This window comes from Mesorhizobium sp. WSM3868 (assembly GCF_002294785.1).
Taxonomy (GTDB): Bacteria; Pseudomonadota; Alphaproteobacteria; order Rhizobiales; family Rhizobiaceae; genus Mesorhizobium.
The window spans coordinates 361,166-378,610 of sequence record NZ_NSGB01000001.1 but is presented as its reverse complement, the minus strand read 5'-3'; the positions used below and the strand labels follow the sequence as shown (position 1 = coordinate 378,610).

Genomic DNA, 17,445 nt, shown 5'->3' with positions numbered 1-17,445 from the left:
TTTCAAGGCGCCCATCTCGACGGACCTGCGCCGCCACCGATGCGCCGCCCACTCTGGCGCCATATCACCGCGGTCGCGATGATCGAGAAGTAGCCGTCAATGGCATAGTGCCAGCCGAAATACACTGAGCCGAAGAGGATTATGCCTGCATAGATCCACGCTACGGCACCCACCCGCCGATTCAAGCTCGAAAGGAAAAGGGCGTTCAGCACGGCAATAGCGACGTGGAAGCTGGGCATCGCCGAAATACCTGTCCCGATCGAGGCCTTGTGGGCCGTGTACGACGAATATAGATAATCGGTGATGCGAAGGGTGTCCGGTCCGGAATCGCTTGCCTTAAGCGATCGGATAAGGTCCTCGAACACATCCGGATCGAACAGCCGGTCGTAAAAGATCGGCCCTGCGGACGATGCCGCCAACCTCACGGCCATGCCCAGAATGACTGCGCATGTGATCAGCGACAGGAAATAGCGCTGCCGCTTTGGGGCGTCGTCGAGCCAGGCCGCCACGACTACGACAGCGGCGAGCACAACGAACCAAAGCTGCGAATACAGCATGTAGAGTGCCCGATCCGCAACGTTTGGAACCGGCACGGCGCGCGCCCATCTCCATGGACCGCCGAAATGCAAAACGGTGTCGATCCTTGCCAGGAATTGATCGGCGAAGAACGGCACCAGCTGCGAGAATTCATGCTTATACGCAGTGAATGCTGCCAGGCAAAGTATGAAAATTCCAAGTGTGATTGTTGCGCCCGGGCCGCGCGACGCCAGTTTGTACCGTAGCCAGCTTGCTGGAGCTCGCGGTTGGCTGATGACTGCTGCAACGATCAGCCCGATCAGGATCAGGAAGGGCAGCAACAGATAAAGCAGCTTCAGCCTGACCGCGCCAAGCGCAGAAAAATAGGTGACTGGGAACAGATAGGCCGCAAGGCCGGCATAGCACAGGCCAAAGACTGCGAGCTTCGCGGAGACTGAGAACCGCGATCGTTCGGCCGCTATGTCAGACGCCATTTCCATCGCCGCACCGGCTTTTTCTTGATAACGGGCAGAGGCGGCGGCTCGCCGGAGACAGCTGGTCTCGGGTCTTCAAACATCAGCCGTTCGGCAAGCGCGACGGCGCCAGCCCCAACCGCGCCGACAACAGCCAAAATCAGAAGCTTTCTGAGAAAATCCAACGGCCACCACCCGAGTGAAATTTCAAAACCCCACGGTCTGCTTCTCGACCAGCTTCAGTCTACCCTTTTCCACCTTGAAAAACGGCATCGATCTTTGGCTCGAGCCGTCGGCGCGGAAGCGGAACAGGCCGGTCGAGCCGCGGAAGCCGCTGGCGTTCTCCAGCACCTGATTGGAGAAACCGTTCGGGCCGACAGAGCTTGCTATGCCTGCCGACAGCGCCACCATGTCATAGGCGTAGGCGACGTTGACGTCGGGCTGATAGTTGTAGGTCGCCTTGAAACGGTCGGCGATCGGTCCGGTCTCGCTCTGGTCGAGCGTTGCGATATAGGCGCCCTCATAGAGCGGATCGATCGGGCGCTCGAGCCAGCGCTCGGTGCCGATCAGGCTCACCGCCTTGCCCGGAATACCCTTCGCCTTAAGGCCCGCCAGCACGGCGACAGGGCTGCCGTCGCCGCTGGCGACGACGACGGCGTCGGGCGCCTCGACCAGCGAGCCCATGTCCGACACCACCTTGGCGGCGTCGGACGCCGAATAGGGAAGCGTCACGGCAAGCGTTGCGCCATAGATGCTGAGTGCGTTGGCGACCCGCGCCTCGACGGCGCCGGCGTTCGCGCCCGCCGGCACCAGGAGCACGAATTTCTTGGCGCCCTTGCTGGCGACCGCTGCCGCGCCCGCCGCCGCGCTGTCGGCTTCGCTCAGCCGCACCGAATAGACGCCGGGGCCGCCGGCGAAATTGTCGGCCAGCGCCAGCACCGGCGGCCGCTGCGTGCCGGAGAGCTTGGCAAGGTGCTGTGCCGCTGCAAGCTCGGCCGGCCCGATGACGATTTTCACGCCGCCCGAAGTGATCGCCTTCACCGCCAGGTCCTTGGCATAGCCGCTGTCGCCGCGCGTGTCCTCGATGGTCAGCGTCACCAGCTTGTCGCCGAGATCGGCCATTGCCAGCCGCGCGGCATCATACATCTTCCTGCCGTTCTCGCCCGCGCTGCCGGGGGCGGAGAGCGGCAAAAGCATGGCGATCTTGGTCGAGCCCGTGCCGAGCGTCAGATTGCCCTTGGAAGCGGTCGCTGCGGAACTGGCGGTCAGCTGCGCGGGCGCGGCGGTGTTGGCACCGGCCTGGCTTGCCGGAGCGGCGATCGCCGCGGGATCCAGCACCTCCGATGCGCCGTTCTTCGACTGGCAGCCGGAGATCGCCGCGACAACGGCAAGGGCAAGCGCCGGGGCCATTCCAGGAAAAGTGCGCAGCGGTTTCCCGTCCGCGATTGCGCAAAAACGCATAGCCGGAGCAGTTCCGCGTTTCCCCGAACGGATGAACCGCTCCAACGCTCGCGAAAACCCGCGTCGGAAAAGCCGCGGCACGCCGGCATGCGTGGCAACCCACGCCGGCACGCAAGCGTCGGCCTCGGCGCAGGCTCTCTTGGCCATCATCGCAGCTGGTCGGCGCGCCCGTCAGCTCAGTGCATGTACTCGACCATGCGGTCGTGGAAGCATTCGCACTTGTTGAGGTAGTCCTCGTCCTTGTAGTTGGTCTTGAGATAGCCATAGGCTTTGCCGCAGGCGACCTTGGCTTCCGAGGCCCAGACGAAGGCGGGGCGCGACGAGTTGATCCATTCCGGGCTGTTGGCGACGGCGACCGATTCGTCCATCAGCTTCACCACATGGTCCTTGAGCTCGACCATGTTGTCGGTCAGCACCAGGTCCGAGGTGCCGACGGTGCGGCAATAATTCACCGCCGGCTCGCCGATGATATCTGCGGCAAAGCCGGTCGATCCGGCGAGCAGCACCGCCACGGCCGAGGCCAGCAGTCTTACGGAATGTTTCATGTAAGCCCCTCTCCAAATTGCGAATTCACGGTTCGCTAACGCATAGCATAGCAGCACCGCCGCGCATAAGCACTAAATCGTGGCCGTGTGCTGTTGATGGTTCGAGTCATCATAGAGGATGTTGATCGTTCCGGCCGCAGGCGCGTTCTGAAGAACGGCGACATCGACGAAGTTGGCGCCGCCGGTCGTGCCGTTGGTGTCCACGCTCAGCGTCTTTGTGCCGGCGTCGTAGTGCACGTAGTCGGCGAGATTGCCTCCCACCGGCGTGTCGAACAGCGCTGTCAGGTCGATCTTGTCGCCCTCGCCACCAGGACCCGCACCATGGTAGTCGGTGATGAGATCCTTGATGTCGAGATGCTCGAGCTTGAACGTGTCGGCGCCCGTGCCGCCGGTCAGCGTGTCCTGGCCGGAACCGCCGACCAGCAGGTCGTTGCCGGCGCCGCCGACGAGCGTGTCGTTGCCGGATCCGCCGTAGAGAATGTCATTTCCGTCCATGCCGGTCAGCGTGTCGTTGCCTTGCCCACCAGCCAGGATCGTGTCGTGCCCGTTGATGCCGGTCAGCGTATCGTTGCCGTCCTGCCCCATGACTGTGGTCTTGGTGGCCGTCGCGGCCAGCGAGTCGATGCCGCTTGTGCCTTCGAGCGAGGAGCTCGTCGGATAGAGATGCGCGGTCAGGCTGCCGGAAGCCGTGTCGCCGTCACCATCGGTCCCAGTCACCGGGATCTTGATGTCGAAAGGGGTCTCGGCGTTGGCCGTCGTGAACAGCGGCGACGTGAGCTTGAACGTGTTCGTGCCCGGGAGGCCCGAAATCTCCATTGCGCTGAAAGCGTCGCTGCTCGCGGTCACCGTAAAGGTGTCGCCATTTCCCAGGTTCGTCAGCGTGACGGTGCCGTCGCCGTTGTAGTGTACGACTGGTGCCGTACCTCCGGAGTTGTTCGCAACGGTGACCGTCAGGAACTGGGCGGTGCCTTCGTCTCCGTCGCCGACATATACGTGGTCAATGTCCGCGTTTACGCCCCGTATCATGAGGGTGGCGGCGCCACCGCCACCGGTGTCGACAGTGCTCGTGAAGCTGCTGACCTCATAGTGGTTCGTGAAGTTGCTTCCGGCGACGGTACCATCTGTGGTTGCATTCTGAACGAAATCGAACCGGATGGTCTCTCCACTGCCGATGCTGTTGCCGCCGTCGACACCGAATTCGGAATTGTTTGTATTCACGGTATTGCCGCTATTAGCGGTGACCAAAAGGTCGTTCTGGGTGGCATCGGGTCCATTCAGCACGATCGCCGGGCTGTTGCTACCGCCTGGGTTTGAGAAGCCACCGCTGTTGAACTGATTGCCAGCGAACAGCGACCCGTTTTGCGTGTAGGTCCAGGTATCCGTTACCGGGTCGAGCGTCGCAGTGAACGCTAGGTCACTGCCGTTTGCGACGGAGGTCCGAGCTTCAATCGTATGCGAGTCAACCAGATGGAAGAAGACCTGTTCGCCATTGAGGAAGACGTTCAAACCGTTCGTAGCGGTAACGGCGCCGCCCTCGGTGACATTGAACACGACATTGCCGACGCCGTCCGCGCCGGCCCCCGACGCGAAGTTCAGATGCTCCGTCAATGTCGAGTGCAACGAGTCCGGCAGATTGATGCCGTCGCCGACGAACGGCATTGGGGCATCGTCCAGGACGGTCAGGTTGACCGCGCCGGAGACATGATCGCCGCTCGTGTCGGTTGCCACCACCTGCAGGCCGTTGACGGTGATGTTGCCGGAGCCGGCCGCATGCTGCAGCTGGTCGGTCAGCGTCGCGGTGACCACCGGGGTCAACGTGCTGTTCGGGCCGGCGCTGGTGTTCGACAGCGCCAGATAGATGGATGGCCCAAGATTGGTGACGCCATGCATGAGCGTGCCGACCAGTTGGCCGCCGACGAGAGCCCAGCTGATCGAATACCCAGCCGCCATGCCGGAAACCGTCGGAGCCACCCAGTTCGGATCTCCTGTCGGGTTGGCGAATGCGACGCTGATCGCTTCGCCCGTGGCGTTGAACGTAATGCCGCTGCTGGCCTGTGCGGTCTCGCCGCGGCTGCTCGGGTTGGTGCCGGTCACGACGCCCGGCTGAAGGTCGGCCGGAGCCGTGGCATCTAGCGTGGTGTCAAGCGCCGCTTCGTTGACGGTCAGCGACACGGTGCCGCCGCCCGTCGGAACGGTGTTGGTGTTGACGTTCACCGTGACTGTCGCCGTAGAGGTGTCGCCGTCTCCGTCCTTGATGGTGTAGGTGAAGGTATCGGATCCTACATAAACGCCGGTCGGCGTGTAGGTGAAGGTTCCGTCGTTGTTGTAGACGACGGTTCCGTGAGCCCCATTGGTGGTCATTATCACGCCGGGCGTTGTTGTCGCCACGCCATCGGCACCAAAAACGTCGTTGCTCAACAGGCCGGTGAGGGCCGTGGGCCCGGTGATGGGCGAACCCCAGGTATCGGCATGCGCCGTCGGCACGTCGTCGACGATGTTGATGACCAGGTTGCCGGCCGGCGCGCTGTCGCCGTCGGCGTCCGTCACCCCGACCGCGAAGCTGACGCTGGTATTGTCGCCCGAGGTGTTGGTGGCGAGCGTGTAGGAGTAGCTGATGGTGCCGGCGCCGGTGGCCGCGTCATAGACATAGCTTGCCGTCAGCGAGCCGGTGGCGTCGGTGAAGGTCTGCGGCACGCCGCTCAGCACGTGGCCGCCGAGCGAGACGGTCTGGATGCCGTCGGGCGAGGTGAAGCCGATGCTGCCGGACGTGGTCTCGGAGGTGTTGGAGTTGTTGTTGGGATTGCCGTCGGCGATCTCGCCGGAGCCGGCCGGCAGTCCGCCATGCGGCGGCAGGCCCGCTTCATAGACGGTGGTCGAGGCAAGGCCCGGCGCCGGGATGCTGTCGCTCGGCGTGGAGTCGCCGATCGTAATCGTCAGCGTGGTGTGCGACAGGTCGCCGTCGCCGTCCTTGATGGTGTAGGTGAAGACGTCGTTGACGCCGCCGGGCGTGCCGGCATTGCGGACGTAGCTGTAGTTGCCATTGGCGCCGAGCGTCAGGTCGCCATAGGTGCCGTGGATGACCGTGCCGACGGTCGTCGTGTTGTCCAGTGATGCGCCGGTGTTGCCGACCGCGACACCAACCACAGTCACATCGTCAGCACCCTTGACGTCGGCACCTGCCGGGTTGCCGTCGCTTCCCGCGCCGGTGATGACGTTGCCGTCGATCTCGGTATGCGAGCCCGACGGCACCACGTCCGTATCGGCCACCGCCGTTGGGACATCATCTATGATGTCAATGGTGAGTGTGCCGGGAGGTGCGGCATCGCCGTCGGAGTCGACGACGCCAACCCCAAAGCTGACGCTGGTGTTGTCGCCCGAGGTGTTGTCGAGCAGGGTGTAGGAATAGCTGATGGCGCCGGTGCCCGTGCCCGCGTCGAAGGAATAGCTTGCCGTTAGCGAGCCGGTGGCGTCGGTGAAGGTCTGCGCCGCGGTGGTCAGCACATGGCCGCCCAGCGTGACCTGCGATACGCCGTCCGGCGACGTGAAGCCGATGGCACCCGAAGTGGTTTCGGAGTTGGAGGCGGAATCCGAGCCAGCCGGTTCACCGTTGCGCGCCGGCAGGCCGGCTTCGTTGACGCTCGCTTCGCCAATGGTCCCGATCGACGGCGTGGAGTCCGGCTTAAGCAGGGACGGGAACAGGTCACGGTTCTCCGGCTGTCCGAACGCCAATGCCGTTGGCGGCAAAAGTGCCGACAGACCGAAGCCGTCGCCGATCCCGCCAGGCGGCACCGAGAAGTCTCCGCCGGCGCTGCTTGGCGAGCCATTTCCGCCGGCCGAGATCGAGCCGTCGGCGCCGAAGGCGACATCGACATGGCTGGCTTCGAGCGCGGCGATCAGGGCAACGCGCGGCACCTCGACATCGCCGATGATGAAGGTCGGTACGTTGAGCGCGCCGTCCTTGATGACGATCTCGGCGCCGTCCGGCTGCACCAGCACCAGATTGTGCCCGTCGACCTTGATGTCGTCGATCGAGACATTGGCCGGAAGCTTCACGACATTGCCGGCCTCGACGTGATATTCATGCGCAACGTTCGAGGCTGCCGTGTTCGGTGCTGGCGCGTTTCCGGCAGGGGCGTTGGCGGCAGGAGCGTTGCCGTCCGCCGCCGGCTTGGCTGTGCTTTGTGCGTTCTGGGCGTTGCCGTCGCCCTTTGCCGGCGCGCCGCTTCCCGCATCGACCGGCACAGGTTCGCCTGCCGCTGGTGCCGTCTGGCCGCCGGAGGCCTGGGCGACTTGGACGCCCGAAATGACACCCGAAATCGGCTGTTCGCCGACAGTCGCGTGCTCGTCCGAGAAATTTGAAACGGCGTCGAATTCGATACTGGTCGTCATAGCTCAAGCCCCCTTCGGCATTTCCCGGCAAGAGACATGCGGGGCTCGAACTTTGCAACGTACCTTCAATCTTTTTGATATACTTGAATATGCATGGATTTGCATTTTTTACACTTGGTAAATCGCAACGATATATCCAATTATATATCTTCAGGGGCGCCGCCGAACCGGCTGGGGAGCGCGGCGGCAGTTCGACAAATTCAAGTATAAATTTGAATAAAATTTGAGACAAAGCAGAATAGATTGATTCGCGGAAACTTACCCACCTTCCTTTCCGATAATTTGAGACAAGATCGCTAGCGTCCACAGTCAAAGGTGGGCGTCATGAAAATACAAAAAGCTGCCTCGTCGGCGTCGAGGGTCAAGGTTCTGCTGCTGGCAATCGGCCTGGCCGGTCTGCCGAATGCGTCGTCGGCCAGCGCGATCTCCGTCGCAAGTCCCGCCTCTCAAACGCTACCTGCGCCGGCCGATCTCGGCGGCGTTTCGCTGGCCAGATTGCAGCCATGGCAGCCTGTTGCCGCCTACCGGGTCGGCGGTGCCGCCAGTGCCTATGCGCCTCTCGAAGTCCGCCCGGCGTCAGGTTCTGCGAGTGGAGAGGCTACCCTCGGCGTCGATCCGATCCGGATCGACCCGATCCAGGTTGACCCGATCCAGACTGGGGCGATTATTCCCGGCGTGTTCGGGTCGATCGCCTTGTCCATGCGCAACTTCCCGGTCGCCGCGCGCTGGGCCCCCGTCTACAAGGCGATCATCGACTGCACGGCCGGAAGTGCCTGCGATCGTGAGAACGCTGCGTTTGGCGAGATCGTCGGCATTGCAGCCAACAAGACTTTTCGCGACAAGCTGGACTTCGTCAACAGCAGCATCAACCGGCTGATCGCCTATCGCAAGGACAGCGTCGTCTACGGCAAGCTCGACTACTGGGCGAAGCCGTCGGAGATCCTCGAGCATCGCGCCGGCGATTGCGAGGATTTCGCGATCCTGAAGATGGCGGCGCTGTTGCGCGCCGGGATCCCGGCGCAGAGCATGTCGCTCGTCGTGCTGCAGGATCGCCGCCGGAAATTTTTCCACGCGGTGCTGTCGGTGAGCACCGGAAGCGGCACCTTCATCCTGGACAGCCTCAGCAACGTTGTGGCGATGGACCGCGATCTTCCCGATTATGTCCCGCTCTATTCATTCAGCACCGACCGAGCCTGGATCCACGGCACGAAAGCCGGCGCACAGATCGCCGACATCGCCGGTGGTTTCGCGACAGTGGCGCCCGGCGAAGGCGCTTCGCCCGATGTGACGGTCACGTCGGCAGGCTCCGGTTTCGGAGCGAAGTAGGCGGCTTGCCTCTTCAACCGTTGAAGACGAACGCCATCAACAGCTCCGGCTCTGTGACCGGCGCGCGCACCGCACTGAGCTGGCCCCTGTAGCGGCGCTCGCCGGCGCCGATGACGAAGCCGGTGGTGACGGGTGTCTCGCCATTGGCGTCGAGCCGGGCAAAAACTTCGATGACGTTGAGGTCCAGCGCCAGCTTGAGGTCCTGCCTGCCATCGTCGCCCGGCGCGTTCGGCAGCTGGCGCCTGACCAATTGCTGGAACGGGGCATTGAAGGTCAGGATCTTCTTCGACGAGGACAGCGCGAAGGCGGGCGAGGGGCAGGCGACCAGGATCGCGTTGATGGTCCGGATCGAGGCGAGCTTGCGCAGTTCCATGCTTTCCTCGGCAAGGCCGCGCATGCATGCGACCCGGATCGCCGATGTGAGATTGCCCTGGTCGGGATGATTTTCGGCGATCTCCTCGACCAGCATGCCGATCGTGCATTTGCGGTTTTCGGCCATCTGCTTCAGCGACACCCAGAAGGCTCGCTCCAGCCGGATGCCGCGGCGCACGCCGCCACGCGCCACGACGCGGAACTCCGGGCCGAAATCCTCGGCTGCGAGCGGCGGCAGCAGCCGGTCGCGCGGAGTGTCGGGGCGTGCGGCGCTATCGTTCACTCATCGCCTCCTGGCGCGCCTTGTTGATGGGCTTCAAAAGATAGTTGAGGATCGTCTTGCGCCCGGTCTTGATATCGACCGAGCAGATCATGCCGGGGATAATCGAATAAGTCTTGCCGTTCCTTTGCAGCGTGGATTTCTCGGTCGCGACGCGCACTTGATAGTAGGGCTCGCCCGTCTTCTGGTCGACCAGGCTGTCGGCGGTGATGTTGGAGACCTTGCCTTCGATGCCGCCGAAGATCGAGAAGTCGTAGGCCGTGACCTTGATCAGCGCGTCCTGGTCCGGCTGGATGAAGGCGACGTCGCGCGGCGAGACCCGCGCCTCGACCAGCAGCGTCTCCGAGGTCGGCACGATGCCGGCCACGACCGCGCCCGGCTGGACGAAAGCGCCGAGCGTGTTGACATCGAGCGTGTTGACGATGCCGTCGACAGGCGAACGGATATCGGTCCGCGCCACCTTGTCGGTGGCGCCGCGAATGGTTTCGTCCACCACAGAGAGGTCCGCCAGCGCCTGCGTCAAGTCGCTCAATGCTTCCTGCTGCAATTGCAGGCCGAGTTCGTCGACTTGAAGCTGCGCCTCGGTGATGGCCGCCTTGCTCTTCTTGATGGTCTCTCCGGCAAGGTTGAGCTGACCGCGGAGATCGGTCTGCTCCCGCTCGACGCGTATCTGTTCGGTCCTGGCCATCAGGCCTTTCTTGACCATCGATTCGACCAGCGCCGTTTCCTGGTCGCTGACGGCGAGGCTCTTGGAAAGGCGGTCTGAATTGGCGGTTGCCTCGTCCAGTTCCTTCTCGCGCTGATCGAGACGCGACTTCAGCACGGAAAGCTTGACTTGGAAGTTGTCCCGGCGCGCAACGAGCAGCTTCTGCTCGTTGTCGCAGATCTCCGGGGCAGTCTTCTGGATGTCGGACGGACAGGGGAACGCGCCCTCGAGATTGCCGCTCTGCTCGAATTTGAGCCTGGCAATGCGCGCCTGCAACGCCCGCGCCTTGGCCTGCTCTTCACCCAGGCTCGAGGTGTTGCCTGTGTTGTCGAGGCGGATGATCAGATCGTTCTTCCTGACGGTCTGGCCGATCTTGACAGCGATTTCCTGGACGACGCCGGCTTCGCTCGCCTGGATGATCTGCGTCTTGGAAGCGGGAATGACCTTGCCGTCGCCGCGCGCGATCTCATCGACCTCGGCAAAGGATGCCCAGGCGGTGAAGGCCACGAACAGTGCCCCTATGATGTATACCGACGCCGATGCGAAAAGCGGCGGCCGGTCGTCTTTTGCTAACATTCCCCAACGTCCCGGTCAGGCATTCGCCTTCTGCAATGCCTGGATGACTTGTTCCTTTGCTCCGTCCGCGACCACGCGCCCCTGCTCGATGACTATGAGGCGGTCGACCAACTCCAGCATGCTGTAGCGATGGGTCGATACGATCAGCGTCGTGTTGCGGTCGAACGCCACCTTGAGCTGCCTGATCAACTGCCGTTCCGAGGCCAGGTCCATCGAACCCGACGGCTCGTCCAGGAACACGATTTTCGGCTTGGTCAGCAGCAGCCGCGCGATCGCCACGGCCTGCCTCTGGCCTCCCGACAGATTGGTGCCACGTTCGCCGACATTCATGTCGTAGCCGCGCGGATGGCGAGAGACGAAGTCGTCGACGCCCGCGGCCTTCGCCGCATCGATGATCTCCTCGTCGGTCGCGTCCGGCACGGCCATCAGAAGGTTTTCCTTGATCGTGCCCGAAAACAGGTCGCCGGCCTGCGCGACGATACCGACCGCGGCACGAACTTCGGACGGGTGGTATTGGCGGATGTCGATGCCGTCGAGCAGCAGTTCTCCGGACGTCGGCAGGAACAGCCGGCCGATCAGGCGGCCCATCGTGGTCTTGCCGGAGCCGATGCGGCCGATGATGCCTATGCGCTCGCCGGGGCGGATTGCAATGTTGAGCCCGTTCAGAACCTCGTTTTCGGTGCCTGGATAGGCGAAGCCGACATTCTTGAACAGCATCGCGCCGCTGCGGATCGGCCGGTTGACGAAGCCGACCGTGTCGGGTCGGTCATCCGGCTGCGACATGATCGTATTGACGATCCTGAGCGACAGCACGGCTTGCCGGAAGCGGGAGAGCGTGATGGCGATCTGGCCGAGCGGCGCGACCGCGCGGCCCGCCAGCATGACCGTGCCGATAATCGCGCCCGTCGAGACCTGGCCTTCCGAGAAGGCATAGGCGCCGGCAACCACCAGGGCGACGGTGACGAATTGCTGGATGGCGCCGGTGATGTTGCCGGCAGCGGCGGAAAGCTCCTTGATCTTCTCCGAGGTGTTGGCGGCGTTCTTCGAGTGCTCGCCCCATTTGCGCAGCAGATAGGCCTCGGCGCGCAGCGACTTGATCGTCTCCAGCGTGGAAATGGACTCGACCAGGAGCGCCTGGCGCTGGGCAGATTCGTTCATCGAGGCGGCGACCCGCCTGCCGATGCGCCTCTGTGTCACCAGACCGACAATGACGGCGATGACGAAGGCGAGCGCCGGTATGCTCACCAGCCAGCCGCCAATAGCGTAGATGACCAGCAGGAAGACGAAGACGAAAACCGTGTCGATGAAGACGCTTATGGTATTCGAGGTGAAGAACTCGCGCACGAACTCATATTGTGTGACACGATTCGCGTATTCGCCGGTCGATCCCGGCCGCGCCGAAAGCGACGAGTTGAGCACTTTCTCGAACAGCAGATAGGAAATCCTGAGATCCGCCTTGCGCCCGGCATAGTCGATAAGCGAGGCACGGGCCGTCTTCAGCAACAGGTCGAACAGGATGGCCGCGCCGATCCCGAGCGCCAGCACCCAGAGCGTCGAGATCGCCTTGTTCGGCAGGATGCGGTCGTAGACGTTCATGGTGAAGATCGGCGAGGCGATCGCCAAGAGGTTGATGAAGACCGCCGACAGCACGACCTTCGAGTAGGTGCGCCAGAACGTCCCCATCGTTCCGGTCAGCCAATGACGTCTTTCGATCCTCGGCGCCGTGCCGACCGTCATCTCCTCGGCGGTGTTGGCATAGGTGATCGAGAATGAGGCGCCACCGCTGATGTAGCTCTCGGCAAGCTCCGATTTGCCGATCGTGGTGCGGCCGTTTTCCTGCGGCGCCGTTAGAAATTGCCCGGTTTCCGTTTCGGCGAGCAACGCAACCGGGAGTTGGCTGGCGCGAAAGACGATGGCCGGAAGATCGATCCGGCCGCGCACGAAATCGCGATGGTTGAACGCCTGGACCTCGAGACCGATCCGTTCGGCCAGATGCCTGATGTCGTCCGGCTCGATGCGCGTGTCCGAAATCGGCACCCCGGCAAACAGCACGGTCTCGGCGCTCGGCCGGCCGAGATAGGCTGCAATCGCCGAGAAGCAGGCTTTGAAAGCCTCCTTGGGCGAGATGATATTAGGTTGCTGGTTCACGATCCGCCCGAAGGACCAGAGATCGATGCTTACATCGGCTACTTCTTCCTGACCGGCGCGAGGATGTCGAACGGCAGATCGTTCTTCTGCTCCGATGGTGTGCGCGCATAGGTTTCGGTATCGGCTGTCGCCGGCGTGCCGAATTCGCTACGCGCGTAGGCGGCTGCCTGCTTGGCCGGCTGGATGTTCAGTGTCTTCAGCAACTCCCCGGTCGCGGCCAGCAGCCGGTATTGGGCAAACAGCGACGCGTAGGACGAGGTGTCGGCCAGCGTCGCGGTGTTGAAGCGCGTGTTCTGCGCATCCAGCACGTCGAGCAGCGAGCGCTGTCCGACCTTGAACTGCTCGCGGTAGGAGGCAACCAGCCTTTCGTTGGTTGCTGCCTGCAGCCGCAGCGTCTGCGCAAGTTCCGCCTGGCGGAAGCGGCGGTCCCATGATGTGCGGACGGCTTCCTCGATCTCGCGCAGCACCTGATGCAGCGCGAGGCGCTGCTCGCTGGTGCGGCGGATCTGCTCCTGCTCGTTGGCTTTGTCGATGCCGCCGCGATAGAGATTCCAGCGCAGCACCACCCGAGCCTGCAGGTCGCTGGTGTCGCCGTCGTCGCCGTCGATGTCATAGCCGCCCCGTGCGACACCCTCGGCGGTAATGGTGGGGCCGTATTTCGCCCGCGCGGCGTCGACGAGCGACGCGGCCGCATCGATGTCGCTGTTGGCCATGTGGACGCGCGGATTGTTCTGTCTGGCAAGCCCGATCGCGTCATCGAGCGAGCGCGGCAGCGCGCCGGCCACATCGGCCGGCCGCGACGGATTGGTCAGCGGCTTGCCGACATTCTTGAAGAAGCGGATCTTGGCCGCTTCCAGTTCCTCGGTCGCCTCCTGCATCCGCGCCTTGGCGGCGTAAAGCCGCTCCTCGGCTTGCTGCCGGTCGGCATCGTTGAGCGCGCCGCCCGCGATGCCTTGCTTGATGTCGCCGAGTATAGACTGATGGAAGCCGAGGTTCTTCTTCGCTTCGGCGACGATCGACGCCTGCAGCATGTATTCGAGATAGTCCTGGACGACGGCAAGCCCGATGAATTCGGACCGTTCCAGCACCCTGAAGGAAGCTCCGTCGACGCGCGAGGCCTGGCGGTTCAATTCGGCCCGTCTCGCGCCACTGTCATAGAGCGTCTGTGAGACGGTGAGGTCCGCTTCGTTTGGATAAAGCGCGTCATGGTCCTCGTCGAGCGCTCGCCGGGAGTCGTTATCCAGACGGCGGACGCCGGTCGACGCTTCGAGATCGACGCTGGGAAGATAGAGCCCTTTCGCCTGGCGCAGCTCGAATTCGATGGCTTCGCGGTTTTCGATCGCCTGCCCAATCTCCGGATTGGATTCGACCGCGACTGCTACAGCTTCCTTGAGCGTGAGTGCGCTGGCGCTTCCGCAAGCCAGCATCGACACCGTCATGGCAAGCGCAAGGCGCCAGCCGACGGTCACTTTACCCGTCCTGGTCATTTCTACCCCGTGACTATCCCCGCGCCTTTTTGTTTTTGTCAGCGCTTATTTCGCCCAAGCCTGCCACCGGAGCTTGCAACGAGTATCTAGCAGATTTTTCGCGGATGGGAGGACTTATTGATTTAGAGCGCTCCAAAAGCACGGATTCCAGCCATTAGTCCCGGCGGATGTAGCAAAAATGGCACAGAAAACGATCCTCGCCGAGGGCGCCGTTCAGTTGAAACCGACCGCGAACACTATTTTCCCTAAATAAACAGTAAGTCCGCACAAAGGAATCGACCGAGGCGTCGCTCACCGTGCCAACTTTTGGCGGTCAGATCGGCACTTGGCATGAACCGCGGCATCTGCCCTTCCTCCGGACATGGCCAAGGCTTTGAAACACCTGAAGGTTGCGGATTGCTGCGGGAAATCTGCGCCGGTCCTGCAAGACGTGCGCACGAAATTGCCATGGGTGGCTGGTTTTGTTGGCAAACGGGGATCGTTCCCTGTATTGCGGGCTGAAGCAAAGCATGGACGTTCTTCTATGACAAATGTCGCCCTGACCGGGCTTGCCCGCGATCTCGCCCGGCGCGCCGCCGACGGCCGCCCCGTGCGCATCGGCGTCATCGGTTCCGGCGAGATGGGCACCGATCTGGTGACGCAGGGCATGCTGATGCCGGGCATTTCGATTGCGGCCATTTCCACGCGCCGCCCGCACACGGCTCGCGACGCGATCCGCATCGCCTATGGCGACGATGCAATGGCTGCCGAAGCCGAGACCGCCTCCAAGGTAAGCCAGGCGATAGAAAGCGGTAGGATCGCCATCACCTCGAACGAGATGCTGGTCACCAATCCGCTGATCGACGTCGTCATCGATGCCACCGGCAAACCCGGCGTCGCCGCCGATTTCGACCTGATGGCGATGCAGCATGGCAAGCATCTGGTGATGATGAATGTCGAGGCCGACGTGACCATCGGCTGCTACCTCAAGCAGCAGGCGGATCGGCTCGGCGTCGTCTATTCGGTCGGCGCCGGCGACGAGCCGTCGAGCTGCATGGAGCTGATCGAGTTCGCCTCGTCGCTCGGTTATACCATCGTCTCGGCCGGCAAGGGCAAGAACAACCCGCTCAACCACGACGCCGTTCCCGACGATTATCGGGATGAAGCGCTGCGCCGGAACATGAACCCGCGCATGCTGGTCGAGTTCGTCGACGGCTCCAAGACCATGGTCGAGATGTGCGCCATCGCCAACGCCACTGGCCTGGTGCCCGATGTTCCGGGCATGCACGGCCCGAAAGCCGACCGTGATCAGCTGGCCAAGGTGCTGATCCCGCGCGAGGACGGCGGCATCCTGTCGAAGAAGGGTATCGTCGACTACACGATCGGCAAAGGCGTGGCGCCTGGCGTCTTCGTCATCGTCGAGGCGACGCATCCCCGCGTCGTCGAGCGCATGGATGATCTCCATGTCGGCCACGGCCCCTATTACAGCTTCTTCAGGCCGTACCACCTGACCTCGCTGGAGGTGCCGCTGACCGCAGCCCGCATCATGCTCTACGGCAAACCCGACATGGTGCCGCTGCCTAAACCGGTGGCCGAGGTCTGCGCGGTCGCCAAGCGCGACCTCGCCGCAGGCGAGATCTTCGACGCCATCGGCGAGACCTGCTACCGCTCCTGGACCATGACGGTCGCCGAGGCGCGCGCCAGCCGTGCCGTGCCGGTCGGACTGCTTGAAGGCGGCAAGGTGCTGAAGCCGGTCAGGAAGGGCGAACTCCTGACCGCCGACAACGCCGCGCCCGACAAGACGACCAAGCTATTTGCCCTGCGCCAACTGCAGGACGAGATGTTGTATGGCGTGAGGACTACTTCCCCAGCTCTATCGATCTGAGCCGCGCCGCTTCCACCGCGTCGGTCAAAAGCTTCGTCAGCCGGTCTTCGCCCATCAGCACGGCAAGTGCGGCGGCGGTCGTGCCGTTGGGGCTGGTGACCTGCTGGCGCAGCACGCCCGGCTCCTCATCGCTTTCGGCGGCAAGCGAGGCTGCACCATAGACGGTCTGCAGGGCGAGCAGCTTGGCTGTCTCGGCCGGCAGGCCAGCCTTCTCGGCGGCGACCGTCAGCGCCTCGATGAAATGGAAAATATAGGCCGGGCCGGAACCGGAGACCGCGGTCACGGCGTCCATCAGGCTCTCGTCGTCGATCGTCGTCACGACACCGCTCGCCGAGAGCAGCTCAGCGACGAACCGCCTGACGTTGTCGGGAACGAGCGGGTTGGAAAACACCACCATCATGCCCTTGCCGATCGCCGCCGGCGTGTTCGGCATGCAGCGCACGATCGGCGCGAGCCGGCCCAGGATCTCCTCGAAGGTCGCGACCGGCGTGCCCGCGGCGATGCTGACGAAGGTGGTCCTGCCGTCGCCGAAGCGCTTGTAGCTTGCCGTCACATCGCGGATGACCTGCGGTTTCACGGCGATGACGACGAGATCGGGCATGGCATCGGCGGGAATTGCGGACGCGTCGGCCGCGGCGCCGCAACCAAGATGCTCGGCTCGCCTGCGCAATTCGGCATTGGGCTCGACCACGAACACCGCCGACGGCTCGAGCTTGCCGGCTTTCAGCCAGCCCGAGAGCATCGCGTAACCCATATTGCCGCAACCGGCGAGAACAAGCCTGATGGTCATCGAAACCTCCGCAAAGAGGGCTCTCCTTAGCCGCTCGCGCGGTTCCGGAAAAGTCCAGTCTCCAAGGTCGGAGCATGGCTTGGAGACGCCGTCCGCTCAAAGCCGCACCTATTCCTATAGTTCGGACCATCCGCAGCGTCCGGAACTACCGGACGACACATACGCTCCGTCGGCGCCTTCCCGTTCGCAATCGGCGACAGCCGAGGCGCGCCAGTCGCCAGGCGATCAGCAGAACCAGATCGGCGAGATCAGAGCCAGCCTGCGCGAATTTCGGGAGGCGGTGCGCGTTCTGACCGAAAGCCGCTCGCGCCGCCGCTATTTCTAAAACACCCCGTCTTCGCTAAAAGCGGCCTTCGATAAAAGCAGCCGGTTTCGGGTTTACGGCATCCGACGACGTTTTGACGGGATTGGCCTGTCGAATTTTCGTGAAAATGCCGCGCGGCATTTGACCGCTTGCGCGCCGCGTTCGCGTGCCGACTGCTGGATTGAGGATCAGGGCTGCGTGCGAGGCG

General features: G+C 63.2%; 13 protein-coding genes. 3 read left to right on the top strand and 10 right to left on the bottom strand.

Going from position 1 to position 17,445, the window contains the following annotated elements; genetic code table 11:
• Positions 1–2 precede the first annotated feature (2 nt).
• The 5 genes from CK221_RS01660 to CK221_RS01645 form a co-directional block, all read right to left on the bottom strand.
• Positions 3–1,010, bottom strand: coding sequence for a phosphatase PAP2 family protein (locus CK221_RS01660; RefSeq protein WP_179294424.1), 1,008 nt, complete (start codon positions 1,008–1,010; stop codon positions 3–5).
• Positions 995–1,174, bottom strand: coding sequence for a hypothetical protein (locus tag CK221_RS29535; protein WP_143749002.1), 180 nt, complete (start codon positions 1,172–1,174; stop codon positions 995–997). The genes CK221_RS01660 and CK221_RS29535 overlap by 16 nt, the downstream gene beginning before the upstream one ends.
• A gap of 22 nt (positions 1,175–1,196) precedes the next feature.
• Positions 1,197–2,399 (bottom strand): ABC transporter substrate-binding protein, encoded by a 1,203-nt coding sequence (locus CK221_RS01655; protein ID WP_095776415.1) that lies wholly within the window; start codon positions 2,397–2,399, stop codon positions 1,197–1,199.
• 227 nt (positions 2,400–2,626) lie between these two features.
• On the bottom strand, positions 2,627–2,995 hold the full coding sequence (locus tag CK221_RS01650; RefSeq protein WP_066989339.1) for a hypothetical protein: 369 nt from the start codon (positions 2,993–2,995) through the stop codon (positions 2,627–2,629).
• Between the two features lie 72 nt (positions 2,996–3,067).
• Positions 3,068–7,384, bottom strand: coding sequence for an Ig-like domain-containing protein (locus CK221_RS01645; RefSeq protein ID WP_095776414.1), 4,317 nt, complete (start codon positions 7,382–7,384; stop codon positions 3,068–3,070).
• Between the two features lie 324 nt (positions 7,385–7,708).
• On the opposite strand from CK221_RS01645, the gene CK221_RS01640 reads away from it, so the two are divergent.
• Complete coding sequence (locus tag CK221_RS01640) at positions 7,709–8,710, top strand: transglutaminase-like cysteine peptidase (RefSeq protein WP_066989335.1); 1,002 nt, start codon at positions 7,709–7,711, stop codon at positions 8,708–8,710.
• Positions 8,711–8,723: 13 nt separating this feature from the next.
• On the opposite strand, the gene CK221_RS01635 is transcribed toward CK221_RS01640, so the two are convergent.
• From CK221_RS01635 to CK221_RS01620, 4 genes are read right to left on the bottom strand one after another with little or no spacing between them, the layout of a single operon-like run.
• A complete protein-coding gene (locus CK221_RS01635; RefSeq protein WP_095776413.1) occupies positions 8,724–9,365 on the bottom strand; it encodes a ribbon-helix-helix domain-containing protein in 642 nt (213 codons plus the stop codon).
• Positions 9,355–10,644 (bottom strand): HlyD family type I secretion periplasmic adaptor subunit, encoded by a 1,290-nt coding sequence (locus CK221_RS01630; protein ID WP_066989331.1) that lies wholly within the window; start codon positions 10,642–10,644, stop codon positions 9,355–9,357. Before CK221_RS01630 ends, CK221_RS01635 begins: the two co-directional genes overlap by 11 nt.
• Before the next feature lie 15 nt (positions 10,645–10,659).
• Positions 10,660–12,792 carry a type I secretion system permease/ATPase gene (locus tag CK221_RS01625; protein WP_095776412.1) on the bottom strand — a complete coding sequence of 711 codons (2,133 nt, stop codon included), beginning with the start codon at positions 12,790–12,792 and terminating at the stop codon, positions 10,660–10,662.
• 38 nt (positions 12,793–12,830) lie between these two features.
• Positions 12,831–14,279 carry a TolC family protein gene (locus CK221_RS01620; protein ID WP_082953989.1) on the bottom strand — a complete coding sequence of 483 codons (1,449 nt, stop codon included), beginning with the start codon at positions 14,277–14,279 and terminating at the stop codon, positions 12,831–12,833.
• Positions 14,280–14,802: 523 nt separating this feature from the next.
• Between CK221_RS01620 and CK221_RS01615 the strand changes: the two genes are divergently transcribed.
• Positions 14,803–16,143, top strand: a complete 1,341-nt coding sequence (locus CK221_RS01615; RefSeq protein WP_095776411.1) for an NAD(P)H-dependent oxidoreductase — start codon at positions 14,803–14,805, stop codon at positions 16,141–16,143.
• Here CK221_RS01615 and proC read toward each other — a convergent pair.
• Entirely contained in the window at positions 16,118–16,933 is an 816-nt protein-coding gene (gene proC / locus CK221_RS01610; protein ID WP_095776410.1) for a pyrroline-5-carboxylate reductase, read from the bottom strand. The genes CK221_RS01615 and proC overlap by 26 nt on opposite strands.
• A 79-nt stretch (positions 16,934–17,012) precedes the next feature.
• Between proC and CK221_RS01605 the strand changes: the two genes are divergently transcribed.
• Positions 17,013–17,258 (top strand): hypothetical protein, encoded by a 246-nt coding sequence (locus CK221_RS01605; protein ID WP_143749001.1) that lies wholly within the window; start codon positions 17,013–17,015, stop codon positions 17,256–17,258.
• The last annotated feature ends 187 nt before the right edge of the window (positions 17,259–17,445 follow it).